Raw genomic sequence first — 24,847 nt, 5'->3', positions numbered from 1 at the left:
TCGCGGCATGGAGACGCAGGAGATCATCAAGCTGTCGACGCTCGCCGAGCGTCTCGGGTGGCAGCGGCGTGAGTCGACAGGCGTCCACATGATCGACCTGCTGCTCAGTCGCACGGTCACGGATCTCATCGCCGCACTGGCCGAGAACCGGGATCGGTAACGGGATTCTGGTAAGCGCTTTCCCGCAGTTCCTGGAGGGGGTTGACTCCGGATGTCGCGGGTGGTGTGATCTGCGCGACAGTCAGGAAAGTTTCCTGTCTAAAACTGAATCCGCCGCCGCTCCGTCGTGATCCCCCTACCCGTCTTTGTGGGAGGCACAACAGTGGCACCGAGTAGAAGCCGGGCGTTTCGCGCGTTCGGCGTGATGGGTGTTGCCTGTACAACAGCCGTCGCAGTGATGTCGGTACCGGAGTCGGCCCTCGCGGCGCCGGTCCGGTACGAAGCGGAGAACGCGACGATCTCGCAGGGTGTGGTGGAGTCGAACCACGCCGGGTTCTCCGGGGCCGGGTTCGTGAACGTCGACAACGTCGCGGGGAGCTCGGTCGAGTTCACCGTGAACGCGTCGAAGGCGGGCCAGGCGAAGCTGGTCTTCCGCTACGCCAACGGAACCGCGGACAACCGGCCCGCCGACGTGAGCGTCAACGGCGGTCTCGCCGTCGACGAGCGCGCCTTCGCCGGCACGGGTGCGTGGACGACGTGGGTGTCGGCCGAGAACACCGTGAACCTGAACGCGGGCGAGAACAAGATCAAGCTCACGTCCACCGGTGCCACCGGGGGCCCCAACCTCGACTACCTGGAGGTCGAGGAGATCGCGAGCGTTCCCGCCCTGGAGCAGGAGGCGGAGAACGCGACGATCTCGCAGGGCGTCGTGGAGTCCAACCACGCCGGGTTCTCCGGCACGGGCTTCGTCAACTACGACAACGTCATCGGCTCGTCGGTCGAGTACACGATCAACGCCGACTCCGGTGGCGAGCACGACCTCACGTTCCGCTACGCCAACGGCACGACGGTCGACCGTCCCGTCTCGGTGACCGTGGACGGCTCGAACGCCCAGGCGGTCTCGTTCCCCGGCACGGGCGCGTGGACGACGTGGCAGACGCGGACCCTCAAGGCCACGCTGCACGCCGGCGCGAACAAGATCAAGGCGACCGCGACGACCGCGAACGGCGGCCCGAACGCGGACAAGCTGACCGCCGTGCTGACCGGCCCCGCGGACAACGAGGCGCCAACGCCACCGCGCAACCTGCAGTTCGTCAGCTCCACCCACAACTCCGTGTCGCTGAAGTGGGAGGCGGCCACCGACAACGTGGGCGTCACGGGCTACGACATCTACCAGCACGGACAGCTCGTCACGAGCGTCGGCAACGTGCTGGAGGCCACCGCGACCGGCCTGCGCGCCGACACCCTCTACGACTGGACGGTGTTCGCGAAGGACCGGGCGGGCAACGTCTCGCAGGCCTCGAACAACGTGCCGGGCCGCACCCAGCCCGCACCGCCGGACAACCAGGCGCCGACCACTCCCGGCACGCTGCGGTCGACCGGAGCGAGCTCGGCCAGCGTGTCGATCGCGTGGGGCGCCTCCACGGACAACGTGGGCGTCACCGGTTACGAGATCCACTTCGACGGGGCCCTGAAGCAGACCGCGGACGGTTCGGCGACCTCGGCGACCATCGCCGGGCTGGTCACCAACCAGACGTACGCGGTGAAGGTGCGGGCGAAGGACGCGGCGGGCAACCTCTCGGCGTTCTCGAACGAGATCTCCGTCAAGCCGACCGCGGGCGGCGGCACCGGTGCGCCGAACCCCGGCACTGTCAAGCAGATCGCGGCCGGTGTCGACGTGGCGTGGGGCCTCGCGTTCCTGCCCGACGGATCGGCGCTGGTGACCGAGCGCGAGACGTTCAACGTCCTGCGCGTCACCGAGGCCGGTGCCAAGACCGTCGTCGGCAAGGTGCCGGGTGCGGTGGGCACGAACGGTGAGGGCGGTGCGCTCGGCATCGAAGTCTCGCCGAACTTCGCCTCCGACCGGTTCATCTACGTCTACCACACCTACGCCGACGGAAACCGCCTGGTCAGGGCGCAGTTCGACGGTGCTGGGCTGTCCGGCTGGACGACTTTGCTGAGCGGTGTGCCGAAGAACCGCTACCACAACGGCGGGCGCCTGCGGTTCAGCCCGGACGGCCGGTTCCTGTTCGTCTCGACCGGTGACGCGCAGAACGGCAACAACGCGCAGAACCTGAACACCAACGCCGGCAAGATCCTGCGGCTCAACCCGGACGGCTCCATCCCGTCCGACAACCCGTTCCCCGGCAAGGCGATCTGGAGCTACGGCCACCGCAACGTGCAGGGCCTCGACTTCGACTCGCAGGGGCGCCTGTGGGCCTCGGAGTTCGGCAACTCGCAGCAGGACGAGGTCAACCTGATCACCAAGGGCGGCAACTACGGCTGGGAGCCCTGCGAGGGCACGATCGGCAACTGCGCCGGCACCGTCCCGCCGAAGAAGACCTGGTCGACCTCGCAGGCCTCGCCCTCAGGCCTGACGATCATCAACGACTACGTCTTCGTCGCCACCACCGTCGGCCAGCGCATCTACCGGATGCGCATCGACGCCAACGGCAACCTCGTCGACCAGCAGATCTACTTCCAGGGCACCTACAACCGGCTGCGCACGGTCGAGGTGGACCAGGAGGGCGACATCTGGCTGACGACGACGACCGACAAGGACGGCTCGGCCGGCAACGACCGGATCATGCACATCGACATCGTCTACGAAGGCGGCTCCAGCGGGTTCAAGCTGACCTCCTCCGCCTTCGCCGACGACGCGATGATCCCGGCCAAGCACACCTGCGCCGGTGACGGCGTCCCCGGTCAGGACCCGTCGCCGCCGTTCGCGTGGGGTGAGTCGTCCGGTGCTGCCGCCTACGCGATCGTGTTCGCCGACCGCGTGAACAACGGCAACAAGCTGCACTGGGCGATCTGGGACATTCCGGGCGCCACCCGGTCGTTGCCGGAGAACCTCGGGGCCGGGTTCAACGTGCCGAACCAGGGTTCGGCGAAGCAGAAGGCGATGGAGTCCGGCGCCAACTCGCTGAAGTACTTCGGGCCCTGTCCCGGTGGCTCCACCAACCCGTACACGTTCACGTTGTACGCGTTGAACACCGCGACTGTTCCCGGGATCACTTCCGGTTCCTCGATGGCCCAGATCGAGACGGCCATCAAGAACGCCTCCACCGCGAACACGGTGCTGCGCGGCCGTTCCAACGCCCGGCGCTCCTAGCTCCACCTGGTGAGACAGGTGCCCGTACGCACGCGTGCGTACGGGCACTTCACTTGTTTCGTAAGGATTTGAGGGCTGCGAGTGTCAGACCCCGCGTGTAGCGTCGAACGGGCCAGACGATCACGGGGAGTGTGGCAGCGTGACTGCGTTGCGTAACCAACCGGCGCCGGCGAGGTTCGCCGACCGCGCCGAGGCCGAGGCTTATGTGGCCTCGGTCTGTTTCAAACACGGGCCTCCGAGGCTGTTCGGCGTGGAGCTCGAATGGACCGTTCACCACGCCGAAGACCCGGCACGGAAGCTGGACAAACACAGGCTGGCGGCAGCTCTCGGGGAGCACGCGCCGCCGACACTCGTTCCGGACAGCCCTCAGCGGCCGCTTCCCAGCGGCACTCCTTTGACCGTCGAACCGGGCGGGCAGGTCGAGATCTCCACACCTCCCTGCACCAGCCTCCCGGACCTCTTCCGAACGGTCACCCAGGACATCTCCCACCTCACCGCGATGCTGGCCGACCACGGTCTCGTGCTCGGCGAACACGGCGCTGACCTGCATCGAAGTCCCACGCGCGTGCTGCGGGTGCCCCGGTACGCCGCGATGGAGCACGCGTTCGGCGAGCTCGGCCAGGACGGCATCTCGATGATGTGCAACACCGCGGGCCTGCAGGTGTGCCTCGACTTCGGCGAGCAGAAGCACCTGCAGGACCGGTGGGCGGCCGTGCATCAGCTCGGTCCTGTGTTCATCGCGATGTTCGCGAACTCGCCCAGCATCGGCGGGATGCACGAAGGCTGGGCGTCCGCGCGGATGAGAACGCTCTACGGCTGTGATCCCGTGCGCACCAGACCCAGTGCTGTGTGCGCCGATCCGGCCCAGGCCTATGCGCGAAGAGTCGTGGACACGCCCGTCATCGTCGTGCGCGGACCGGGTCCTAGTTGGATCCCGCCGCGCCGCATGACGTTTGCGGACTGGTTGAACGGGGCACACGATCGCGTTCCTACAAGCGACGACCTGGACTACCACATGTCGTTGATGTTCCCGCCGGTCCGGCCGCGCGGGTACATCGAGATCAGATACCTCGACACGCCCGCGCCCGGCGGGTGGGTCGCGCCGAGTGCGCTGCTCGTCGCGCTGTTCAGCGATCCGTCCGTTGTGGACGGTGTGCTGGCGGCGACGGAACGGGCAGCCGGGCGGTGGCTCGCCGCCGCGCGGTACGGGATGGCGGACGAACGCGTCGCGCGCGCCGCGAAGGACGTCGTGGCGCTGGGCATCGAGGCGTTGCCCCGCACCGGACTTTCTCAGGACCAGATCGGCTTCATCAGCCGGGAGCTTGAGGGGAAGCTGTGACTGAAGAACTCCGCGAGCAGGTGGCGGAGGAACTGTTGCGCTCGCGCGCGCGTTCCACCGCCCTGACCGACGCCGTCGACGAGCACGACCTCGTCCGGCAGCACTCCAAGCTGATGTCGCCGCTGGTCTGGGACCTGGCGCACATCGGCAACCAGGAAGAGCTGTGGCTCGTTCGCGACGTCGGCGGACGCGAACCGGTGCGCAGCGACATCGACGAGTACTACGACGCGTTCAAGTTCTCCCGCAGCGTGCGGCCCGAGCTGCCGTTGCTCAACCCGCGCGAGGCCCGCCAGTACGTCGGTGACGTGCGCGGCAAGGTGTTCGACGTGCTGGAGAAGGTGCCGCTGCAGGGGCGCCGGCTCGTCGAGAACGCCTTCGCGTTCGGCATGATCGTGCAGCACGAACAGCAGCACGACGAGACGATGCTCGCCACGCACCAGTTGCGCACCGGCGAACCTGTTCTGTACGCACCGCCGCCGCCCAGTGGAAACCTCGTTCCCGTGACGGAGGTGTTCATTCCGGGCGGACCGTTCGAAATGGGCACGTCGGACGAACCGTGGGCGCTCGACAACGAACGTCCCGCGCACGCCGTCCACGTCGACTCGTTCTTCATCGACACCACCCCGGTCACGAACGGCGAGTACGCCGAGTTCATCCTGGCCGGCGGGTACGACGACCGTCGACTGTGGACGGACGAGGGCTGGGAGCACCGGACGAACGCCAAGCTGGTGGCGCCGCGGTTCTGGCAGCGCGAGGAGAACTCGTTCGTGCGCACCGCGTTCGGCGTGACCGAGCCGATCGTGCCGGACGAACCCGTTGTGCACGTGTGCTTCCACGAGGCCCAGGCCTACGCGACGTGGGCGCACAAGCGCCTGCCGACGGAGGCGGAGTGGGAGAAGGCGGCCCGTTTCGACACGGCGACCGGCAAGACCCGGCGTTACCCGTGGGGCGACGAGGAACCGGCAGAAGACCACGCGAACCTCGGCCAGCGGCACCTGCGCCCGGCCCCGGTCGGCGCCTACCCGGCGGGGGCGTCGTCCAGCGGCGTGCACCAGCTGATCGGTGACGTGTGGGAGTGGACCTCCAGCGACTTCGGTCCCTACCCGGGCTTCGAGGTGTTCCCGTACAAGGAGTACTCCGAGGTCTTCTTCGGACCGGACTACAAGGTGCTGCGCGGAGGCTCGTTCGGCACCGACAAGTCCGCGGTCCGCGCCACGTTCCGCAACTGGGACTACCCGATCAGAAGGCAGATCTTCTCCGGCTTCCGCTGCGCCAGGGACGCCTAGGCCGATGTGCCGCCATCTGGCTTACCTGGGCACCGCTGTGCCCATCTCCGGCCCGCTCTTCGACGCACCGCACTCGCTGGAGCACCAGTCGTACGCGCCCGCAGACATGAGGGCCGGGGGAACGGTCAACGTCGACGGGTACGGCGTCGGCTGGTTCCCCGGCCCGGTGCGGTACCGGCGGGCCGGCACGTTGTGGAGCGACGCGAACCTGCGTCAGCTGGCGGGCACGTCGTCCACGGCTTTCCTGGCGGCGGTCCGCAGCGCCACCGCCGGGATGCCGGTGACGGACGCCGCGTGCGCGCCGTTCACCGACGGCACGTGGTTGTTCAGCCACAACGGACGCGTCGACGGCTGGCCGCACACCGCGGCGGGCCTGGCGAAGACGCTCGACGTGACCGATCTGCTCACGATGGACGCACCGACCGACTCCGCGCTGCTGTGGACGGTCCTCAGGCGTCGCCTGGAGACGGGGAAGGACCCGGCCCAGGTGCTCGCCGAACTCGTGCGGGAGGTCGTGGACGCGGCTCCGAAGTCGCGCCTGAACTTCCTGCTGACCAACGGAGAAGTGCTCGTGGGGACGACGTGGACACACGCCCTGTGGGTGCTGCAGAAAGGCGAGGGCGTGACACTCGCGTCCGAGCCGCTCGACGACGACCCGGGCTGGCGGGAGATCCCTGACCAGCATGTGGTCACCGCCGTTCCATCCACTGTGGAGGTTCGACCACTATGACCGAGCCGGTGCTGGACGTTCATCTCAAGCCGGAGGACGCCGCACACGCGCTACGTGCCGACGTGCGGGCCGGACTGACCGCGGACCCCAAGTGGGTCTCGCCGAAGTGGTTCTACGACGCCGTCGGCAGCGCGTTGTTCGAGGACATCACCCGACTGCCCGAGTACTACCCGACCCGTGCCGAACGGGAGGTGCTGGCCGCCCGCGCGGGCGAGATCGCCTCGACCACGGGTGCGCATTCGCTGGTGGAGCTGGGTTCCGGCTCGTCGGAGAAGACGCGGCTGCTGCTCAGCGCACTGACGCGACACGGAACGCTCAGGGAGTTCGTGCCGCAGGACGTGTCGGTGTCGGCGTTGACCGAGGCCGCGCACGCGATCATCGCGGACTACCCGGGCTTGCGCGTGCACGGCGTGGTCGGCGACTTCACACAGCACCTGAGCCTGCTCCCAGGGGAGTCGCCGCGCGTGGTGGCGTTCCTGGGCGGCACGATCGGCAACCTGATCCCGGAGGAACGGGAGAAGTTCCTCCGCACGGTCCGCGACGTGCTGGATCCGGGGGAGTGGCTGCTGCTCGGCACGGACCTCGTCAAGGATCCCGGCACGCTGGTGCGGGCGTACGACGACGCGCAGGGCGTGACGGCGGAGTTCAACCGCAACGTGCTGAACGTGCTGAACCGCGAGGTCGGCGGCGACTTCGACGTCGAGGCCTTCGAGCACGTGGCGTTGTGGAACGCCGAGCAGGAGTGGATCGAGATGCGGCTGCGCGCCAAGCGGGCCATGCGCGTGACGCTCGCCGAGCTCGGCCTCACCGTGGAGTTCCGCGAGGGCGAGGAGCTGCGGACCGAGGTGTCGGCCAAGTTCCGCGAGGAGGGCGTCAAGCAGGAGCTGGAGGACGCCGGATTTTCGCTGCACCGCTGGTGGACCGACGCCGAGGGCAGGTTTGCGGTCTCACTGGCCCAAGCGGTGTAGCCCAGGTCACAACCCGACGATAGGCGGGTACTGGCGGCCTGCCGTCGGTGGTGGGCTGGGGTGATGACTCCTGCATCAACGCGTGCCGTGCGTGTGGCGCTCGTCAGCGCGCTCGCGCTCGGCACCGTCATCACCGGTCTGGGCAGCGCGTCGGCCCAGCCAGAGGCCACCTCCGCCGTCAGACCCGCCGCGTGGGGACCGTGCGCGGCGGACGTGCTCGCCGAGATCCCCGCCGCCGAACGCACCAAGGTCAGCTGTGCGATCCAGACCGTGCCCGTCGACCACTCGCGCCCGCGCGGGGACTCGACGGGCATCGTCATGATGAAGCGCCCCGCGGGCGACCCGGCGAAGAAGATCGGCTCGCTGTTCATCAACCCCGGCGGTCCCGGTGGCGCCGGCCTGATCTACAGCGCGTACGGCTCGAGCTTCTTCACCCCGGAGATCCTGGAGAAGTTCGACCTCATCGGCTTCGACCCGCGCGGTGTCGGCCGCAGCGCGCCGCTGCGCTGCTTCCGCACCCAGGAGGAGGCCGACGCGGTCAACGTCGGCTGGTACGCGTTGCCGATCACCCGCGACGAGATCGCCAGCTCGATCCGGCAGTCCAAGGTCTACACGGACTACTGCAAGATCAACGCCGGCCCGTTGCTCAACCACATGTCGACCGAGGCCGTCGCGCGCGACCTCGACGTGATGCGCGAGGCCGTGGGGGACAGGCAGCTCACGTACGTCGGGTTCTCGTACGGCACGCTGCTCGGCGCCACCTACGCGAACGTCTTCCCGGCCAAGTCGCGTGCCCTGGTCCTGGACGGCAACGTCGACCCGCAGCTGCGCCTGACCAACGGCGCGCAGTACGACCGTGAACGTGCTCGCGGCTTCGAGATCGCGCTCGACGCGATGCTGAAGCGCTGCGACTCCGTCGGTGTCGAGCGGTGTGCGTTCGCCGGGGATGCCCGCAAGAAGTTCGACAACCTGCGCGAGTCGCTGCGCAAGGCGCCCACGACGTTGCCGAACGGCACGACGGTGACGCTGACCGACGTCGTCGGCCGCACGTCGAGCAACCTGTACAGCCCGACGACGTTCAAGGCGCTGACCACGTGGCTGCAGTCGATCCACGCGGCGCAGAACCCGTCCGCGTTGGCTGTTCAGTCCGTTGTGGACGCTCCCGCGATGCTGAACAACCTGGGCGGCAAGGCCGACGTGCGGGTGCTGCCGGAGACGCCGTACACGAGCGACGACTCGTACTACGCCGTCAACTGCATCGACAAGCCGTTCGCGCGGACGAACCGCAACTGGGCTGCCACCGCGGACAAGTGGGAGAAGGAGTCCAGGACTTTCGGCCGCTACCAGGCCGCGTCCGACCTGCTCACGTGCCCGACCTGGCCGACGCGCAACCCGGACCGCTGGATCGGGCCGTGGAACAAGCGCACCAAGAACCCGGTCGTCGTGGTGGGCAACTACTACGACCCGGCCACCCAGTACCTGTTCTCGCAGCGCATGGCCAAGCAGCTCGGCAACGCGCGGCTGATCAGCGTCGACTCGTTCGGCCACTGCATCCTCGGTGACTCGGCCGGTGCCGACGCGGCGGTGACGAGGTACCTGGTGGACCTGACCGCGCCCGCTGACGGTCAGGTGTTCCAGCCGAACGCGCAGCCGTTCTGATCGTGACGTGCCCGCCTGTCGTCCGGGACACAACCAGACGATAGGCGGGTACAAACGGTGCACGCAGGGTGGTGGGGTGCATCCGTGACGTCATCTTCCAGTTCTCTGCGTGTTGTGCGCGCGGCGCTCGCGAGCGCCCTCGTGCTCGGCACCATCGTTTCCGGCCTGGGCGCGGCGAGCGCCCAGGCCGATCCCGCCGTCAAGCCCGCTGCCTGGGGGCAGTGCGCGGCCGACGTTCTCGCCACCCTTCCCGCCACCGTGACGCCCGAGGAGCGCGCGAAGCTCACGTGCGCCGTTCAGGAAGTGCCCGTCGACCACTCGCGCCCGCGCGGTGAGAAGACCGGCATCGCCATGATGAAGCGACCGGCCAACGACCCGTCGCGCAAGATCGGCTCGATCTTCCTCAACCCCGGTGGTCCCGGCGGTTCCGGTCTGATCCGCGGCGCCATCGCGAAGAACTACTTCCAGCCGTCGGTGCTGGACCGGTTCGACGTCGTCGGCTTCGACCCGCGCGGCGTGGCCCGCAGCGCGCCGATGCGCTGCTTCCGCACGCAGGAGGAGGCCGACTCGGTCAACGAGGGCTGGTACTCCCTGCCCATCACCAAGGCCGAGATCGCGAGCACCATCAAGCAGTCCAAGCTCTACACGGACTACTGCAAGATCAACGCCGGCCCGTTGCTCAACCACATGTCGACCGAGGCCGTCGCGCGCGACCTCGACGTCATGCGCGAGGCCGTGGGCGACAAGCAGCTCAACTTCGTGGGCTTCTCGTACGGCACGCTGATCGGCTCGACGTACGCGAACATCTTCCCGCAGCGCACGCGGGCGATGGTGATCGACGGCAACGTGGACCCGCGGCTGCGGCTGACCAACGGCGCCGAGTACGACCGCCAGCGCGCCGACGGCTTCGAGATCGCTTTGGACGCGATGCTGAAGCGCTGCGACTCCGCCGGTGTCGCCAAGTGCGCGTTCGCCGGGGACGCCCGCGGCAAGTTCGAGGCCCTCAAGGTCGCACTGGGCAAGGGTCCGGCCACGTTGCCCGACGGCACGAAGGTCACGCTGTCCGACGTCGTGGGCCGGGTCGCGGGTGACCTGTACTCGATCGCGCGGATCACGCCTCTGGCCGCGTGGCTGCAGAGCATCCACGCTGCGCTGAACCCGTCCGTCGCCTCTCTCAGCGTTCAGTCCACTGTGGAGCTGGCCGCGCCGTTGAACAACGCCGGTGGCCGCATGGACGTCGACCCGCTGCCGGACACCCCGTACACCGCGGACGACTCGTACTACGGCGTCAACTGCACCGACAAGCCGTTCGCCCGCACGACCCGCAACTGGGAGCGGACCGCGGCCGAGTGGGAGAAGGACTCGCCCACGTTCGGTCGCTACCAGGCCGCCTCGGACCTGCTGACCTGTGCGACGTGGCCGACGCGCAACCCGGACCGCTGGATCGGGCCGTGGAACAAGCGCACCAAGAACCCGGTCGTCGTGGTGGGCAACTACTACGACCCGGCGACGCAGTACCTGTTCGCGCAGCGCATGGCCAAGCAGCTCGGCAACGCGCGCCTGATCAGCGTCGACTCGTTCGGCCACTGCATCCTGGGCCGCTCGGCGGGCACGGACGCGGCGGTCGCGAAGTACCTCGTGGATCTCGTCGCCCCCGCTGAAGGTCAGGTGTTCCAGCCGAACGTTCAGCCGTTCGCCTGATCCTTTCGCAGCCGGCGGTGGCGGTGCTCGTGCAGCACCGCCACCGCGGCGGCGACGATCAGCACGGCCGGCGAGTACACCGGCCACAGCCACACGGCGAGGCCGAACAGCGCGGCCGTGACGAACGCGGCAGGGGTGCGCCGCACGACGGCCCACACCAGCACCGCCGCGGCGACCACCCAGAGCAGGCGGTAGTCGTAGAGGTCGAGCTCGCGGCTCATCTCCACACCGCGAAGCGTCGTGACGCTCTCCTCGCCCGTGTACCAGTCCGGCTGGGTCCCGCAGCGGGCACCGGGCCGGGTGCAGAGATCGGACCGCAGGGGTGCGTTCACGGTCAGGGTGAGCGCCGCGAGTGCGCTGACGCCCAGCACGGCCCACGATGGAACCCTCACAGCAGCGCGCTCCTCACGATCAGCACGACAGCACTCACTCCGGACACGACCAGCATCGGCGTCCGCACGCCCTTCGCGTCGACCTTCTTGCGCAACGGCCCCGAGAGCAGGAAACCGGCGACCAGGAACGGGATCAGCGCGAGGCCGGTCCACAGCTGGTGCGCGCGGACCTGGCCGGCGGCGAGCAGCCCGATCACGGACGCGCCGGAGCCCAGCACGAAGAACGCCGCGAGCGTCGCCCTGACCTGCGGCCCCGCCTGGTTCTGGTAGAGCAGCGCGACCATCGGCCCGCCCACCGCCGTCGCCGTGCCGAACGACCCGCTCGCGAACCCCGCCGTCACGAGGGACTTGGGCCGGGGCTCCGGTCGCCAGGCCGTGATCGACAGCAGCACGCACGCCAGCACCGAACCGCCGACCACGAGGCCGAAGCCCTTCGGGTCGAGCGAGTCGACGATCCAGATGCCGACGAACGTCCCCGGCAGCCGGCCGAGCATCGCCCAGCCGACGCCGCGCCAGTCCACGTGCCCGAACTCCCGCGCGAGCGCCATCGACGCGTGCGCGGCGGCGATCATCAGCACCGGCACCGGCAGCAGCGTCGGATCCAGCAGCGCGAGCAACGGCACGGCGACCAGCGCCAGGCCGAAGCCGATCAGGCCCTGCAGCAGACCCCCTATCGCGACGACCACTCCCGCTGCCGCCAGCAACCCCCAAGACATAGTTCGCGATGCTATCGACCGTTGTTCGCCTTCCGTTGGCCCAGCGCATCTACATTGCGCGCCATGACCGCCTCCCGCCGTTCCTTCCTGCTCGGCACCGGTGCGACCGCCGCCGCTGCCGCCCTGGTCACCCCTGGTTCCGCCAGCGCTGACAACGTTGTCGGGTACGGCCGTCCCGACCCGGAGGCGCGGCGGTTCACGCTCGCCGTGATCCCGGACACGCAGTACATGTTCGACCTCGACCGCGGCGACTCGGCGCCGTTGAAGGCCACGCTGCAGTACCTGGCCGACCACCGGAAGTCCGAGAACATCGTCTTCATCAGCCACCTCGGCGACCTGGTCGAGAACGCTCGCGCGAGCGAGATCGACGACATCAGCGAGCGGTTCGAGGTGCTCGACCGCCGCCGGATCGGGTACAGCGTGCTCGCCGGCAACCACGACGTGCCGGACTCGCGGCTGGACGACCAGCGCGGCCGCACGCCGTACCTCGACCGGTTCGGGCCGCAGCGGTTCCGCACGTCGCCGACGTTCCGCGGGGCGAGCGCCGACGGCTACAACTCGTTCCACGTCTTCCGCGCGGCCGGGCAGGAGTGGCTGGTCCTCGCGCTGGACTGGCGCATGTCCGCCAAGGGTTTCGAGTGGGCGCGCTCGGTGCTGTCCAAGCACGCCAAGCTTCCCGTCATCCTCACCACCCACGAGCTCGTCTACGACGGAGGTGACGGTCTTGCCGCGATGTCCGACTACGGGCGCCGGCTGTGGAACGAGCTGATCAAGGACAACGACCAGATCTTCCTGACCCTGAACGGGCACTTCTGGCCGCCGGCGCGGGCGACGTTGCAGAACTCGGCCGGCAACGACGTGCACGTGCACATCACGAACTACCAGGACCGCTACTACGGCGGCGGCGCGATGATCCGGCTCTACCACTTCGACCTGGACCGCCGGGTGATCGACGTGCGGACGCTGTCGCCGTGGCTGCTCGGCAAGAGGTCGCTCAACCCGTTGGAGCGCAAGGAGACCGAGCTGACCGGCCCGGACGACCGGTTCAGCTTGCCGATCGACTTCGAGCAGCGGTTCGCCCGCTTCGACCCGCCGGTGCTGCCGCCCGCCCAGCCGGTCAGGGACGTGCTGGTGCGCGGCACGGTCGCGTACTGGCGGCTCGGCGAGGGCCTGAAGGACCTGTCGGGCAACGGGAACGACCTGAGGCAGACCGGTTCGCTGACGCCGTCTGACGACCACAGCCGGTTCGCGCCGTCACACCGCTCGCTGTTCTTCGACAAGACCGGCTACCTGTCCACTGTGGATTCCGCGCCGGTGAACCGCGAGACGTTCGAACGCGGGTACACCATCGAGGTGTTCCTCAAGCTGCCCGCGGGGTTCAGCCACCCGTGGTGCGGCTTGTTCACCAAGCTCGCGCCCGGTTCCGCCGCGGGCAAGACCGGCGACGACCCGAGCGAGCCGATCGCGACCCTCAACGTGGCCGGTGGCGGCCAGCTGCAGTGGGCGGTGTTCCCGCGCAACCTGCCGAGCATCTCGACCAACTGGGGTCACGAGATGGACTACGAGGCGTGGTGGCACGTCGCGGTGGTCAACGACGGCGTGCACACCACGCTGTACGTCGACGGATCCCCCTTGCTGCGCAACCCGTCCACGCCCGCGCGCGGCATCTCGACCGCCGGCGACCCGTGGCTCGTCGGCGCCTACGCGTACAACAGGGTCGTCGAGAAGTCGTTGCACGGCTGGCTCGGCGACATGCGGATCGTGAACCGGCCGCTGGACCGTTCCGAGTTCATGCGGTCGAAGGCAGCCCGAACCGCGGGAACAGACTGAGGTCGAAGAACGACGAGACGCGCGTGATCCGGTCGCCCCGCACCTCCAGCGCCTGGAGGTTGAACGGCCGGAACACGCCGTCCGGCTCCCTGAGGTAGAGGCCGAAGGCGGGCTGGCCGTTGGCCTCCGTGGCGATCATCCTGGCGCCGTGCGGGACCGACGGGCACTGGTTCGTGAGGTGCCACGCGACCATCTCGGGGCCGCGGTAGAACTGCGGGTACGGCGGCATCTCCCAGATGACGTCCTCCGCGAACATGCCGATGATCGCGGGGATGTCCTTGGCCTCGAACGCCTTCACCCACCGGTCGAGCAACGCCTTGGCGTCCGCGGGTTCGACGACCTCGTCCTCGGTGAGGTCTCCGAGCTGCGCGTGGGCCCGTTGCAGGGCGCTGTTGACGGCTGCGACGGTCATCTCCAGCTCATCGGCGGTCTCGGCGGCGCTGAGCCTCAGCACGTCGCGCAGGATCAGCACCGCGCGTTGCCTCGGTGGCAGGTGCTGCAGGGCCGCGACGAACGCCAGCCTGGTGGACTCGCGTTCGCCGACGATCGCGGCCGGATCCGTCGGGAACGGCTCCAGCCACGGGATCTCGTGGTCCTGCGTGAGCGGGTCGTGCTCCGTGGCGCCCTGGGTGCCGAGCCCGAACGGCAGCGGCCGTTTCGCCCGCCCGTCGAGCGCGGTCAGGCAGACGTTCGTGGCGATGCGGTAGAGCCAGGTGCGCAGCGAGGAGCGGCCCTCGAACTGGTCGTACGCCTTCCACGCCCGGAGGTAGGTCTCCTGCACCAGGTCCTCGGCGTCGTGCAGCGAACCGAGCATCCGGTAGCAGTGGGTGAGGAGCTCCCGTCTGAACGGGTCGGCCGCGGTCTCGAAGTCCGTTGTCATCCTTGTGCTCCGATCGACTTGCGCAGCCGGGTGATGAGCGTGTCCACGTGGGTCCTGAGCTCCTGCGGTTCGTGGATCTCGAAGTCGATGTCCAGGTACAGCAGGAAGAACACGATCCGGTCGAGTGCCTCGGCGCCGGTGCGCATCAGGCAGGAGTTGTCGTCGATCGGCTCCAGTGACGCAGCAACGGGCGAGGTGCGTTCCGCGACGACGTGCAGCGGGGCGTGGACCGTCAGCACGGCCTGGTAGGTGTAGACGTTCGAGGCGACCTGCCGGGAGACGAACTCGCCCAACGACTCCGCCGGTGGTTCGCGCGGCGTGAACCGTGCGGCGAGCGTCGGTTGTTCGGTGATCCGGTCCACCCGGAACGTTCGCCAGTCCTCTTTGGACACGTCCCACGCGACCAGGTACCACCGCCGCCCGGTGTGCACGAGACCCTGCGGTTCGATCAGCCGCTTCGACGGCTCGCCCTGCGTTGAGGCGTAGGGGAACCGCAGCTGCTGGTGGTCGCGGCAGGCGGCGGCGATGATCGTGAGCGTCTCCGCGTCGACCGTCGGGCCCACGGCCGTCAGGGGAGTGGTGTGCGCCTGGAGCGCCTGGACCCGCCTGCGCAGCTTCGCCGGGAGCACCTGTTCCAGCTTGGTGAGAGCGCGGACCGACGTCTCCTCGATGCCCGCGATCGTGCCGTTCGCGGCCGTTCTGAGCCCGACCGCGACGGCGACCGCCTCGTCGTCGTCGAGCAGGAGCGGCGGCAGCTCCGCGCCGGCCCCGAGCTGGTAACCGCCGGCCGCGCCGGGCAGTGACGTGACGGGATAACCGAGGCTGCGCAGCTTGTCCACGTCCCGGCGGATCGTGCGCACGTCGACGTTGAGCCGCCCGGCGAGCTCCGGGCCCGTCCAGTCACGCCGCACCTGCAACAGGGACAGGAGCTTCAGCAGCCGTGCGGACGTCTCCAGCATGGGGTGATTCTAGATTCCATTGCGGACAACGGCCTTCGGTGGCTAGGGTTGTCCACATGACTGCCGGGTCGGCCTCGTGCCGTGAGCGGAACGGTTGCCCGGCCCTGACTTGATCAGGGCCCCTCCATCCCCGCGCCTATCCGTAGATCGGGATACGCGCGTTCGGGAGAGGAGGTGATGCGCAATGCTTCCCAACGTTGGTGATGTCTTCTCGGGGAAGGTCGTCTCGACCGTTCCCTTCGGTTCGTTCATCGAGCACCCCGCCGGTGCACACGGGCTCCTGCACGGCCGGCAGGCCGAGGTCGGTGCCTCGGTGCAGGTGAAGGTGCTCGCGGTGGACGCTGAGCAGCAGCGGTTCAGCCTGGAGCTGGCGTGAGTCAGTGCTCGGGCAGAGGCGCCCTGCCCGGGTTCTCTCACGGCTTGCGGTAGTCCGTGCATTCACTGGTCAGGCGGTCGTGCAGGGTTTTGCGGTGTCCTTCTTCGGAGGGTGCCGGGCCTAGTGCGTCCGCTGGGCTGGTGACGCCGTGCAGTAGCCGGTACAGGACTACATCCGTTGCTGTGTAAAGCCAATCGTCCGCCTTGCCGGGTGGGGCGGCTGGGCCCAGCATGTTCTCGAACCACGCCGGGAAGAGCAGGTCGTTGGCCACCGCGTCCTCTATGCGGGTGCGGATCTGCCGGCGGGTGCGCTTGATGGCCTCGTTGCCGGCCGACTTGGCGACGGTGTCCTTGGCGTGCGTGTCGTCGTCCGGGGCTTCTGGGCGGTGTTGGGTCGCTGCGGCTTTCCACTGCTTGTAGTTCTTGCGCCACAACGGTTCCGCTGTGGGTGGGAGGTGGGTCAGGGCCTCTGCCGCGTCGATCGCTTCCAGGGCTCTCTTGTCGTACTCCGCTATGGCCTTGCGGGTGTCCTTGGCTTCCTGAGGGGTGAAGGTCTTGCGGGCGTAGGCTTCTTGGCCTGCTCTGATGCTGTCGAGCTGGCGGGGTTCGATCTCCGGCCAGTCGTCGAAGTTCGCCTTGGTGGTCTCGCTCGCCCTGACTTTTCTGTTCAGGGCCACCAGGAGGCGTTCCAGGCGGTGGACGCTCTCGGCCAGTTCGGTGACCCGGTCGTTGGTCTTGGTCAGCTTGCGGGCGTTGTCCTTGATCTGGTTCGTCTGAGCCAGTTGGTCGTGGGCCGCGTCTGTTTGAGCGTTCTCCAGCCTGGTTTCCAGGGATTTGAGCTCCTTTTTGAGGCGCTCGATCTTGTCGTCCAAGGCCTTGACCGGGTCTATGTTCACGTGCGCGTCCTCCAGGCCCACCAGGCGATGCCGGCTGCGGTGATCATCGTCGCCCAGCCGTTGGCTATCGGGGTCAGGAGGGTGGCGGCCAGCGCCGCGCTGATCGCCGCGGTCCTCGCCCTGGGCTCCCAGACGGTACGGCCGGCGGGATCCACCAGGACCGCCGCGGCCGTCGCCACCGCCAGCAGCAGGGAGAGCAGGGACCAGGCGTCGAACCAGCCCACGGCGACGATGAGGGCCGCCGCCGTGGTGGCCGCGGCGATCGCCCGGTTCGGCACGGTCAGCCTGGCCGCCTCCACGTTCCTGCGGGCCTGCATGACGGCTTCCACTTCGGCGTTCGTGGTGGTGAGGAGAGCGGGGAAGTCGGGGCTGCCGGGGCCTGCGGCCTTCAGGGCCCGCAAGGCTGTTCGCAGGGACTGCTGGCGGTCGGCCAGGTGAGCGAACGGATCGGCTGCCATGCCCTGACATCGTGATCAAGGGGGGTGGGCTGGGCTAGGCCTGTGAGGGGAGTTGGTCCGGTTGCCGACGAACTTCCCTCACTTGGGCTAGTGGTCTCGCTTCGCTCGCCCTGGGCGTGGGTGAGGTGACGAAGCCACCCCACCCAGACCGCTGGGGTCAGGACTTCCTGCGGGCCTCCGGGGGCCAGACGACCTCGATCGGCACGCCGGATGCGCGTGCCTGTTCCACGACGTCCGCCGTGCCGCCCTTGCCCTGGGCCGGGATGCCGTCCCAGACCGCCACCAGGACCTCCACGGAGGCGAGCATGCGTTCGTTCGCCGCCACGTAGGCCTGGCGCCCGCTCGACATGTGCGGCAGGACGCTGACCACCGTGGCGGCGGCACGCAGTTCGTCGTAGTCCGCTACCTGGTGTGGTTTCAGGCGGTCCCGGTAGTCCAGTGCCGGGAGGACCACCTCCACCTCGCCGCCCAGGGCCAGGACGGCTCTGGCGAAGAGCTGGTCCGCGCCCGGCGCCAGGCAGGTCACTCCCACGAGGTGGGAGTCGAGCTTGGTCAGGGTCTCCGTTATCGCCGCCTGGACCGCTGGGACGCATTCCGGGACCAGGTTGCTGTGGCCGGTGATGCCTACTCGCATCAGGCTGTCCGGATCGCTCTGATCGCGTCCCTGGTGTCCTGCACGGCGGGGATGTGGCGGTGCCGTGCCGCTTCCTTGGCGAAGTCCTCGAGTTTCCTCAGGACTCTGCCCGAGGAGAGCTTCGCCGCTGTCGGCAGGACCTCGTTGATCAACCCGCACGCTGCCTCCGGGTCTCCCGCGACCATTTTGGTGCGCGCCAGTCCGATCACGTCGAAGGCGCGGTTGCGCACCTTGGACGGGTCACGGAGTTCCAGGGCTCGCCGGATGTGTTGTTCGGCGAACACCGCTTGGGTTGGGTCGTGCATTGCCAGGTCTCGGCAGCGGGCGCCGATGACGCCCTCCAGCTCTGCCTCGTCGAAGCTGTGGAGGTAGCGCGGTTCGTTGTCCGCCAGGCGTTGGGCGAAGCTCTCCTGGGCCATGCCCACTGCCTGGTGGAACTCCCGCGTCTTGCCCATCTGGGCGTAGGCCCAGGCCTCCCTGGTGAGGAGCAGGGCCTTGAGGGTCGGGGTTCCTGTCCGGCGGGTGCCGTACTGGCCCAGCTGGACCAGTTCCAGGCCGTCCTCCGGGCGGCCCAGGTCGAACATCTGCCTCGCCATGGCCGCCAGGCAGAGGGCCGCGAAGCCGTCGTTGTGGCCTGCCTTGGCCATGCGGATGGCCAGCACGTAGTAGCGCTGGGCCGCGTTGTGCAGGCCCGCGTCGAACGACATGCTCGCCGCCACCTTCGACAGTTCGGCGCCTATGAAGAACGCGCGTTCTGTCGTGGGGCCGCTCGGTGCCCGGCCCAGGCGTTCCGCCAGCTCGTCCAGCTGGCCCAGGACCGCTTTGCGGGCCAGGCCGTAGCCGCCCCTGCCGCCCCAGCCCCGCAGGCCGTCGGCCACGCGCTGCAACGCGAAGAGCTCCTCCTCGCTGATCGCCGAGTGCGACGACCACTTCGACAGGTTCTGCAGGGGGTGCAGCCACCGCTGCAGCGGCTCGACCAGTGCGGACCCCACCGTCACCGCGGCGGCTCCTGTGAGCGCCGCTCGTCTGCTGATCGCCAAGTCGCTCCTCGCCGTCTCCTCGACCGAACGGGCAATGCTCGTCGCCTCCCAGGGGGCGGCGAGCACGTCTGGCGGGCCCGAATCGGGGGAGCCCACCTGAGCTGGGATGACGACTCGGTCGAACCACAGTCGTTCGCCCGGTACACCGAGCACGAGCGCGAAGTGGCGCAGCCGGTCGAGTCGGTCGATCTGGTTCTCGCCCGACTCGTAACGCGACAGCTGCGCCTGGCTTATGCCCAGCCACGCCGCCATGCGGTCCTGCGTGACGCGGCTCAGGTGCTGGGGGTGGTGCCGGTACGCGGAGATCAGCGCACCCATGTCTCGGTCGGCGCACGCTGCGGCGATCGCGGGGAGGTCCCAGAAGTCGTCGGGCACCTCAGGTGGTCCGTGCACGTCCGCACGAGCGTTGCGGCGGCACCGGTAACACAGCCGATCGGAGTTGTCGGCGGCGATGAACGCCCCACACGGGCAAGCGCGTCTGGATTTGGGTCTCGCTGCATCCATCGGCCTCGCCCCCGTCACTGAGCGTTTCCCCAGTGTACGGAGGTGTGATCGTCAGTCCATCCATCTCATGCATAAGACGTAATGGATTCGCGTGTCGCAGTCCTGGTGCCCCCGTGTGGCGGATGAGCTTCATACGCCCGCTGCATGAGGCTCATGCAGCGGGCGAGTGGTGTTGGCGGGAAGTGAGAAGCACCCTGCACAACGTCAGCCGCGGGTCGATCCCCGTGGCGTGGCCAGTGCCTGACCCACCCAACGGGGAGGACAACCGCCGATGAGCCTCACGACCGCGGAGACCGGCACGTCCGGGATCCCACAGAACAGGGGACACGCACGTGCGATCGGGGAGGCCGTCGCCGGCTACCGGTTGCTCGGCTGGCAGGTGACCGTCACCGAGCAGGGTGTGTTCCTACCACTAGGCCCCGCCACGACAGCCCTGGCGATGCCGGCCAGGATCGGCTCGCGCGTGCTGGCCGACCTGAAGTCGCGCATGCTCGCCGGACCGGTCACGGTCATCCCCGGCCCCCGCGAGCACTGGATCTTCCTCGCGGAGCTGGTGGCGTTGCTGCCCACGCACCTCAAGGCGCCGCCGGAGGTCCAGTTCGTGCGCTCGCCGCACCGGATCGCGCTTCCGCCGACGATGACCAGGTACGGGTCGCTGCGCTGGGCGAACCCGCCGTCGCACTCGCGGCACTGGTTCCCGCCGTTCACCGCCGTGCTGGCCCTGGCCCGGACGGCTGCCGCGGAGGACCAGCGCCGATAATCGGTGCTCGTGGATCGTCGAACAGTGTTGTTGTGTGGGCTCGCCGCCGCGTTGAGCGCCTGTGGCGAGCCCGCTCCTCGCAAGTCGGGTGGTGTCGGGACCGCCCGGCCCGGGGATCGGGTGGTGGCCGCCTCCGGGGTGCCCGAGGGGTCCGGGGTGCTGGTGGACATGCCGGGCAACGCCCAGCTGTTGGTCGTGCAGCCTCGATCGGGTGAATTCCGTGCGTTCAACCCCGCGTGTCCGCACGTGGGCTCGTTGGTCAACCCTCCCGCCGGCGGAGTGATCACCTGCCCGTTGCACGGGAGCGCTTTCGACCCGGCTACGGGTGCCGTCCGCAAAGGACCTGCGACTTCGGGCTTGACCGAGGTCGCCATCGCTCGTTCCGGAGACGATTTGGTGCTCGGCTGAGAGCTGTGCATTTGCTGTGCATCGGGCATCTCGCTGAACTTTCACCGACCGATTCGCGTAATGCTGTGGTGTGACCCCGAACACCCACCACCACGGAGGATCGGTCGTGAACACCGAAAGCCTGGTCAGCAGGCGGGCGGCACTGTGCGGAATCGCCGTCGCCCTCGCTGTACCCAGCGGACTCGTGACCGCGTGCAGTTCAGCGGGTCCCTCCTCGGGCTCGTCGCCCACTTCCGCCGGAGGCTCGGAACCGACTTCCGGAGCCGCTGGTTCCGCGGGTACGTCCCTGGTCGCGCTGGCCGACGTGCCCGAGGGCGGCGGTGCCGTCGTCGACGGTCCCGGCGGCCGCAAGATCGTCGTCGCGCGCATCTCCGCCACCGAGGTGAAGGCGTACGACGCGTCGTGCCCGCATCAGGGTTCCGTGGTCGCGGAACCCGCCGGTGGCACCATCACGTGCCCTTCGCACGGCAGCCAGTTCGGTGCGTCCGACGGCTCGGTGAAGAAGGGGCCGGCGACGTCCGGCCTGCGGGCGGTCGGCGTGAAGGTCGACGGCGACCAGGTGGTCCTGACCTGACCCTTTCTGTTTTTGTCAGACCACGTCGATAGTCTTGACGGCGTGGCAGATCCCTCGACGTATCGCCCCGCCGTGGGCACGATTCCTGAGGCTCCCGGCGTCTACAAGTTCCGCGACGCCGGTGGCCGGGTCGTGTACGTCGGCAAGGCGAAGAGCCTGCGCAGCAGGCTGAACTCGTACTTCGCGGATCTGGCCGGGCTGCACCCGCGCACGCGCCAGATGGTGACGACGGCGGCCTCCGTCGAGTGGACGGTGGTCGCCACCGAGGTCGAGGCGCTGCAGCTCGAGTACAACTGGATCAAGGAGTTCGACCCGCGTTTCAACGTCCGGTACCGCGACGACAAGTCGTATCCGGTGCTGGCCGTCACGTTGCACGAGGAATACCCGCGGCTGCACGTGTACCGCGGCCCGCGCAAAAAGGGCGTGCGTTACTTCGGGCCTTTCGCGCACGCCTGGGCCATTCGCGAGACGCTCGACCTGCTGCTGCGCGTTTTTCCCGCGCGCACGTGTTCGGCGGGCGTTTTCAAGCGGCACAACCAGATGGGCCGCCCGTGCCTGCTCGGGTACATCGACAAGTGCTCGGCGCCGTGCGTCGGCAAGGTGTCGGCGGACGAACACCGCGACATCGTGCTGGATTTCTGCGATTTCCTCGCGGGCAAGACGGACAACATGGTCCGCCGCCTCGAACGAGAGATGCTGCAGGCCTCAGAAGAGCTGGAGTTCGAACGAGCCGCGCGCCTGCGCGACGACCTGGGCGCACTCCGCCGCGCGATGGAGAAGCAGGCTGTCGTGCTCGGCGACGGCACGGACGCGGACGTGATGGCGTTCGCGCAGGACGAGCTCGAGGTCTCGGTCCAGGTCTTCCACGTGCGCGGCGGCCGTGTCCGCGGCCAGCGCGGCTGGGTGCTGGACAAGGTGGAGGCCATCGACGACGCGGCGCTCGTCGACCAGTTCATCATGCAGTTCTACGGCGACAACACCGAGAACACCCCGCGCGAGGTCCTCGTCCCGGTACTCCCGGACGACGCGCCGGCCCTCGAAGACCTGCTGTCAGAACAACGAGGCTCCCGGGTCGTCCTGCGAGTGCCCCAGCGAGGCGACAAGCGGGCACTGATGGAAACGGTGGCGCGCAACGCCTCCGAGGCCTTCGCCCAGCACAAGCTCCGCCGGGCCGGCGACCTGACCGCCCGCTCCGCAGCCCTGCAAGAGATCCAAGACGCTCTTGCGTTGGACACCGCACCCCTGCGCATCGAGTGCATCGACATCAGCCACGTCCAGGGCACCGACGTGGTGGCCTCCCTGGTCGTCTTCGAGGACGGCCTGGCCCGCAAGGCCGAATACCGCCGCTTCGCCCTCCGCGAGGCGGCGACGGAAGGCGACGTGGCCTCGATAGCCGAGGTGGTCCGCCGCCGCTTCCAGGCGATGCTGCGCGAGACCGCCTCGGGCGGCCCCAACCCCGGCATCGACCCGGACACCGGCAAACCCCGCAAGTTCGCCTACCCGCCCAACCTCCTGGTGGTCGACGGCGCTGGGCCCCAGGCCGCCGCGGCCTCCGACGTCCTGGCCGAGCTGGGCATCACCGACGTGGCCGTCGTCGGCCTGGCCAAGCGGCTGGAGGAGGTCTGGGTCCCCGGCGAGTCCGACCCGGTGATCCTGCCGCGCAGCAGTGACGGGTTGTACCTGCTGCAGCGGGTTCGCGACGAGGCTCACCGGTTCGCCATCGCCTATCACCGGCAGAAGCGGTCGAAGCGGATGACCACGTCCGAGTTGGACGAGGTTCCTGGGCTGGGGGAGACGCGGAAGGCCGCGCTGCTCAAGCACTTCGGGTCGGTGCGGAAGCTGCGGCAGGCCACTGTGGACGAGATCAGTGATGTGCCGGGGGTGGGACGGCGGACCGCTGAGGCGGTGGTGGCTACTTTGGCTTCGGCGGGCGGGAAGGCCTGATGGGGCTTGGGGTGTTGGGCCGCGCGGAGGTGGGGACGTTGCGTGCCGCGCGGGTGTGGTTGCTGGCCGGGCTGTCGCGTGCGGTGCGGGTGTGGCCGGCTGCCGGGTTGTGGCGGACCGGGCGGGTCGTGGCCGATGGCCGCTCGTTGCCCACAGCCGCCGGGTCTCCGTTACCCCACAGCACTTCCCGCAGCGTCCGCCCGCCGCACGCAACACGGGTGCTGCGTACCGGACCGGATCGCGGCAGGTGTCCGAACACGGCCGCCGCCCCACCCGATCCGTCCAGGACCGCCGCCCCAACCGGGCCGTCCAGGACCGGCGTGGCCGCAGCACCTCCCACCGACCTCACAACCCACAGCCGTCCCGCCTCTCCCACAAGCCGCAACCGCCCCGCCACCCCCATTCACCCGGCACCAGCCCCGCGAACAGGGCGAGGATCGTGACCGCGGCCACGACGCGCCCCTCCCAACAGCCGAACCTGCCGCGCGCGGAGGCCGTTCCAGTGGAGACTGCACGCCGGGCACAGCGCCACCTGCGCGCGGCCCGCCCCAGCGAGCTCGTTCCAGCAACTGGCAACCGGGCTTGCCCAAACGAGAGCGCCCAGCAGCGCTCATGAACAGGTAACGGAGTCGTAGTCGTGAACGCGGAGAAGTCCGGCATCGAAGTCGCCGTGGTGACCGGGCTGTCCGGTGCGGGCCGCAGCACCGCGGCCAAGTGCCTGGAGGACCTCGGCTGGTTCGTCGTGGACAACCTGCCCCCGGAACTCATCGCCACCATGGTCGAGCTCGGCGCCCAGGCGCGCGGGGCGATCACCAGGGTCGCCGTCGTCATGGACGTGCGCAGCCGCGCGTTCACCGAGGACCTGGCCGCCATCATCAAGGACCTCGACGCGCGCGGGTACAAGCCGCGCGTGCTCTTCCTCGAAGCCACCGACGACGTGCTGATCCGGCGGTTCGAGGCGGTGCGGCGCGGTCACCCGATGCAGGGGCACGGGCGGCTGCAGGACGGCATCGAGGCCGAGCGGATCCTGCTGACGCCGCTCAAGCAGGAAGCCGACCTGGTTCTGGACACGTCGGCGCTGAGCATCCACCAGCTGCGGGCCAAGATCGAGGACACGTTCGGCACGGAGGCGGCCACCCGCACTCGGGTCACGGTGCTGAGCTTCGGCTACAAGTACGGGCTGCCTATGGACTCCGACCTCGTCATGGACGTGCGGTTCCTGCCGAACCCGTTCTGGATCCCGGAGCTGCGCGAGCAGACGGGGCTCGATGGTGAGGTGCGCAACTACGTGCTGTCCCAGGAGGGCGCGGACGAGTTCCTTGATCGGTACCACGAGCTGCTCCGGCTCATCGGTGCCGGATATCGGCGTGAGGGCAAGCGCTACCTGACGCTCGCGATCGGCTGCACCGGTGGCAAGCACCGCAGTGTCGCCCTGAGCGAAGAGCTGGCCGCGCGGCTGGCGAGCGAGGACGGCATGGCCGTGAAGGTCGTGCACAGGGATCTGGGACGTGAGTGACGAA

General features: G+C 68.9%; 23 protein-coding genes. 15 read left to right on the top strand and 8 right to left on the bottom strand.

The window, feature by feature from the left end; genetic code table 11:
- Positions 1-7 precede the first annotated feature (7 nt).
- The 8 genes from ACSHWB_RS00560 to ACSHWB_RS00525 all read left to right on the top strand — a co-directional run bounded on the left by ACSHWB_RS00560 (position 8) and on the right by ACSHWB_RS00525 (position 10,957).
- The gene (locus tag ACSHWB_RS00560) at positions 8-160 is read left to right on the top strand and encodes a hypothetical protein (RefSeq protein ID WP_439660110.1); all 153 of its coding nucleotides are present in this window, start codon (positions 8-10) and stop codon (positions 158-160) included.
- A gap of 237 nt (positions 161-397) precedes the next feature.
- Positions 398-3,274: a PQQ-dependent sugar dehydrogenase gene (locus ACSHWB_RS00555; protein ID WP_439660109.1), complete on the top strand. Its 2,877-nt coding sequence runs from the start codon at positions 398-400 to the stop codon at positions 3,272-3,274.
- 139 nt (positions 3,275-3,413) lie between these two features.
- Positions 3,414-4,613 carry a glutamate-cysteine ligase family protein gene (locus tag ACSHWB_RS00550; RefSeq protein ID WP_439660108.1) on the top strand — a complete coding sequence of 400 codons (1,200 nt, stop codon included), beginning with the start codon at positions 3,414-3,416 and terminating at the stop codon, positions 4,611-4,613.
- A complete protein-coding gene (gene egtB, locus ACSHWB_RS00545; RefSeq protein ID WP_439660107.1) occupies positions 4,610-5,899 on the top strand; it encodes an ergothioneine biosynthesis protein EgtB in 1,290 nt (429 codons plus the stop codon). Before ACSHWB_RS00550 ends, egtB begins: the two co-directional genes overlap by 4 nt.
- 4 nt (positions 5,900-5,903) lie before the next feature.
- A complete protein-coding gene (gene egtC / locus ACSHWB_RS00540) occupies positions 5,904-6,629 on the top strand; it encodes an ergothioneine biosynthesis protein EgtC (RefSeq protein ID WP_439660106.1) in 726 nt (241 codons plus the stop codon).
- On the top strand, positions 6,626-7,597 hold the full coding sequence (gene egtD, locus ACSHWB_RS00535) for an L-histidine N(alpha)-methyltransferase (protein WP_439660105.1): 972 nt from the start codon (positions 6,626-6,628) through the stop codon (positions 7,595-7,597). The genes egtC and egtD overlap by 4 nt, the downstream gene beginning before the upstream one ends.
- A gap of 63 nt (positions 7,598-7,660) precedes the next feature.
- On the top strand, positions 7,661-9,256 hold the full coding sequence (locus ACSHWB_RS00530; RefSeq protein ID WP_439660104.1) for an alpha/beta hydrolase: 1,596 nt from the start codon (positions 7,661-7,663) through the stop codon (positions 9,254-9,256).
- Positions 9,257-9,370: 114 nt separating this feature from the next.
- Positions 9,371-10,957 (top strand): alpha/beta hydrolase, encoded by a 1,587-nt coding sequence (locus ACSHWB_RS00525; RefSeq protein ID WP_439660103.1) that lies wholly within the window; start codon positions 9,371-9,373, stop codon positions 10,955-10,957.
- On the opposite strand, the gene ACSHWB_RS00520 is transcribed toward ACSHWB_RS00525, so the two are convergent.
- Together ACSHWB_RS00520 and ACSHWB_RS00515 are read right to left on the bottom strand one after the other, a co-directional pair.
- A complete protein-coding gene (locus ACSHWB_RS00520) occupies positions 10,942-11,349 on the bottom strand; it encodes a hypothetical protein (RefSeq protein WP_439660102.1) in 408 nt (135 codons plus the stop codon). The two genes, ACSHWB_RS00525 and ACSHWB_RS00520, sit on opposite strands and share 16 nt — an antisense overlap.
- The gene (locus ACSHWB_RS00515) at positions 11,346-12,065 is read right to left on the bottom strand and encodes a sulfite exporter TauE/SafE family protein (RefSeq protein WP_439660101.1); all 720 of its coding nucleotides are present in this window, start codon (positions 12,063-12,065) and stop codon (positions 11,346-11,348) included. The genes ACSHWB_RS00520 and ACSHWB_RS00515 overlap by 4 nt, the downstream gene beginning before the upstream one ends.
- 63 nt (positions 12,066-12,128) lie before the next feature.
- Here ACSHWB_RS00515 and ACSHWB_RS00510 point away from each other — a divergent pair, with 63 nt between their 5' ends.
- The gene (locus ACSHWB_RS00510) at positions 12,129-13,895 is read left to right on the top strand and encodes a LamG-like jellyroll fold domain-containing protein (RefSeq protein WP_439660100.1); all 1,767 of its coding nucleotides are present in this window, start codon (positions 12,129-12,131) and stop codon (positions 13,893-13,895) included.
- On the opposite strand, the gene ACSHWB_RS00505 is transcribed toward ACSHWB_RS00510, so the two are convergent.
- Together ACSHWB_RS00505 and ACSHWB_RS00500 are read right to left on the bottom strand one after the other, a co-directional pair.
- Positions 13,855-14,775, bottom strand: a complete 921-nt coding sequence (locus ACSHWB_RS00505) for a sigma-70 family RNA polymerase sigma factor (RefSeq protein WP_439660099.1) — start codon at positions 14,773-14,775, stop codon at positions 13,855-13,857. The genes ACSHWB_RS00510 and ACSHWB_RS00505 overlap by 41 nt on opposite strands.
- Positions 14,772-15,734 (bottom strand): helix-turn-helix transcriptional regulator, encoded by a 963-nt coding sequence (locus ACSHWB_RS00500; protein WP_439660098.1) that lies wholly within the window; start codon positions 15,732-15,734, stop codon positions 14,772-14,774. Before ACSHWB_RS00500 ends, ACSHWB_RS00505 begins: the two co-directional genes overlap by 4 nt.
- A gap of 184 nt (positions 15,735-15,918) precedes the next feature.
- Between ACSHWB_RS00500 and ACSHWB_RS00495 the strand changes: the two genes are divergently transcribed.
- Positions 15,919-16,110, top strand: a complete 192-nt coding sequence (locus ACSHWB_RS00495) for a S1 RNA-binding domain-containing protein (protein ID WP_030478090.1) — start codon at positions 15,919-15,921, stop codon at positions 16,108-16,110.
- Positions 16,111-16,147: 37 nt separating this feature from the next.
- Here ACSHWB_RS00495 and ACSHWB_RS00490 read toward each other — a convergent pair whose 3' ends face one another.
- The 4 genes from ACSHWB_RS00490 to ACSHWB_RS00475 all read right to left on the bottom strand — a co-directional run bounded on the left by ACSHWB_RS00490 (position 16,148) and on the right by ACSHWB_RS00475 (position 19,530).
- Positions 16,148-17,026: a hypothetical protein gene (locus ACSHWB_RS00490; RefSeq protein ID WP_439660097.1), complete on the bottom strand. Its 879-nt coding sequence runs from the start codon at positions 17,024-17,026 to the stop codon at positions 16,148-16,150.
- The gene (locus ACSHWB_RS00485) at positions 17,002-17,463 is read right to left on the bottom strand and encodes a hypothetical protein (RefSeq protein WP_439660096.1); all 462 of its coding nucleotides are present in this window, start codon (positions 17,461-17,463) and stop codon (positions 17,002-17,004) included. The genes ACSHWB_RS00490 and ACSHWB_RS00485 overlap by 25 nt, the downstream gene beginning before the upstream one ends.
- A 157-nt stretch (positions 17,464-17,620) precedes the next feature.
- Entirely contained in the window at positions 17,621-18,097 is a 477-nt protein-coding gene (locus ACSHWB_RS00480; protein WP_439660095.1) for a hypothetical protein, read from the bottom strand.
- Entirely contained in the window at positions 18,097-19,530 is a 1,434-nt protein-coding gene (locus ACSHWB_RS00475) for a helix-turn-helix domain-containing protein (protein WP_439660094.1), read from the bottom strand. Before ACSHWB_RS00475 ends, ACSHWB_RS00480 begins: the two co-directional genes overlap by 1 nt.
- A 382-nt stretch (positions 19,531-19,912) precedes the next feature.
- Here ACSHWB_RS00475 and ACSHWB_RS00470 point away from each other — a divergent pair, with 382 nt between their 5' ends.
- The 5 genes from ACSHWB_RS00470 (at position 19,913) to rapZ (ending at position 24,843) form a co-directional block, all read left to right on the top strand.
- Positions 19,913-20,401, top strand: a complete 489-nt coding sequence (locus tag ACSHWB_RS00470) for a hypothetical protein (RefSeq protein WP_439660093.1) — start codon at positions 19,913-19,915, stop codon at positions 20,399-20,401.
- Positions 20,402-20,410: 9 nt separating this feature from the next.
- A complete protein-coding gene (locus tag ACSHWB_RS00465; protein WP_439660092.1) occupies positions 20,411-20,809 on the top strand; it encodes a Rieske (2Fe-2S) protein in 399 nt (132 codons plus the stop codon).
- Positions 20,810-20,915: 106 nt separating this feature from the next.
- Positions 20,916-21,383, top strand: a complete 468-nt coding sequence (locus tag ACSHWB_RS00460) for a Rieske (2Fe-2S) protein (protein WP_439660091.1) — start codon at positions 20,916-20,918, stop codon at positions 21,381-21,383.
- Between the two features lie 42 nt (positions 21,384-21,425).
- A complete protein-coding gene (gene uvrC, locus ACSHWB_RS00455) occupies positions 21,426-23,327 on the top strand; it encodes an excinuclease ABC subunit UvrC (protein ID WP_439660090.1) in 1,902 nt (633 codons plus the stop codon).
- Between the two features lie 658 nt (positions 23,328-23,985).
- A complete protein-coding gene (gene rapZ, locus ACSHWB_RS00450) occupies positions 23,986-24,843 on the top strand; it encodes an RNase adapter RapZ (RefSeq protein ID WP_439664493.1) in 858 nt (285 codons plus the stop codon).
- Positions 24,844-24,847: the final 4 nt, after the last annotated feature.

This window comes from Lentzea sp. HUAS TT2 (assembly GCF_051853195.1).
GTDB lineage: Bacteria > Actinomycetota > Actinomycetes > Mycobacteriales > Pseudonocardiaceae > Lentzea.
Note: the sequence above shows the minus strand (reverse complement) of the source record. Positions and strands in the feature narration are given on the sequence as shown.

What these genes read in the sequence shown, in the direction of transcription:
- ACSHWB_RS00560 (WP_439660110.1), top strand. Translation starts at nt 8, where the DNA reads ATGGAGACGCAGGAGATCATCAAGCTGTCGACGCTCGCCGAGCGTCTC.
- ACSHWB_RS00555 (WP_439660109.1), top strand. Translation starts at nt 398, where the DNA reads ATGTCGGTACCGGAGTCGGCCCTCGCGGCGCCGGTCCGGTACGAAGCG.
- egtC (WP_439660106.1), top strand. Translation starts at nt 5,904, where the DNA reads ATGTGCCGCCATCTGGCTTACCTGGGCACCGCTGTGCCCATCTCCGGC.
- egtD (WP_439660105.1), top strand. Translation starts at nt 6,626, where the DNA reads ATGACCGAGCCGGTGCTGGACGTTCATCTCAAGCCGGAGGACGCCGCA.
- ACSHWB_RS00530 (WP_439660104.1), top strand. Translation starts at nt 7,661, where the DNA reads ATGACTCCTGCATCAACGCGTGCCGTGCGTGTGGCGCTCGTCAGCGCG.
- ACSHWB_RS00515 (WP_439660101.1), bottom strand. Translation starts at nt 12,065, where the DNA reads ATGTCTTGGGGGTTGCTGGCGGCAGCGGGAGTGGTCGTCGCGATAGGG.
- ACSHWB_RS00510 (WP_439660100.1), top strand. Translation starts at nt 12,129, where the DNA reads ATGACCGCCTCCCGCCGTTCCTTCCTGCTCGGCACCGGTGCGACCGCC.
- ACSHWB_RS00505 (WP_439660099.1), bottom strand. Translation starts at nt 14,775, where the DNA reads ATGACAACGGACTTCGAGACCGCGGCCGACCCGTTCAGACGGGAGCTC.
- ACSHWB_RS00500 (WP_439660098.1), bottom strand. Translation starts at nt 15,734, where the DNA reads ATGCTGGAGACGTCCGCACGGCTGCTGAAGCTCCTGTCCCTGTTGCAG.
- ACSHWB_RS00495 (WP_030478090.1), top strand. Translation starts at nt 15,919, where the DNA reads ATGCTTCCCAACGTTGGTGATGTCTTCTCGGGGAAGGTCGTCTCGACC.
- ACSHWB_RS00485 (WP_439660096.1), bottom strand. Translation starts at nt 17,463, where the DNA reads ATGGCAGCCGATCCGTTCGCTCACCTGGCCGACCGCCAGCAGTCCCTG.
- ACSHWB_RS00480 (WP_439660095.1), bottom strand. Translation starts at nt 18,097, where the DNA reads ATGCGAGTAGGCATCACCGGCCACAGCAACCTGGTCCCGGAATGCGTC.
- ACSHWB_RS00470 (WP_439660093.1), top strand. Translation starts at nt 19,913, where the DNA reads ATGAGCCTCACGACCGCGGAGACCGGCACGTCCGGGATCCCACAGAAC.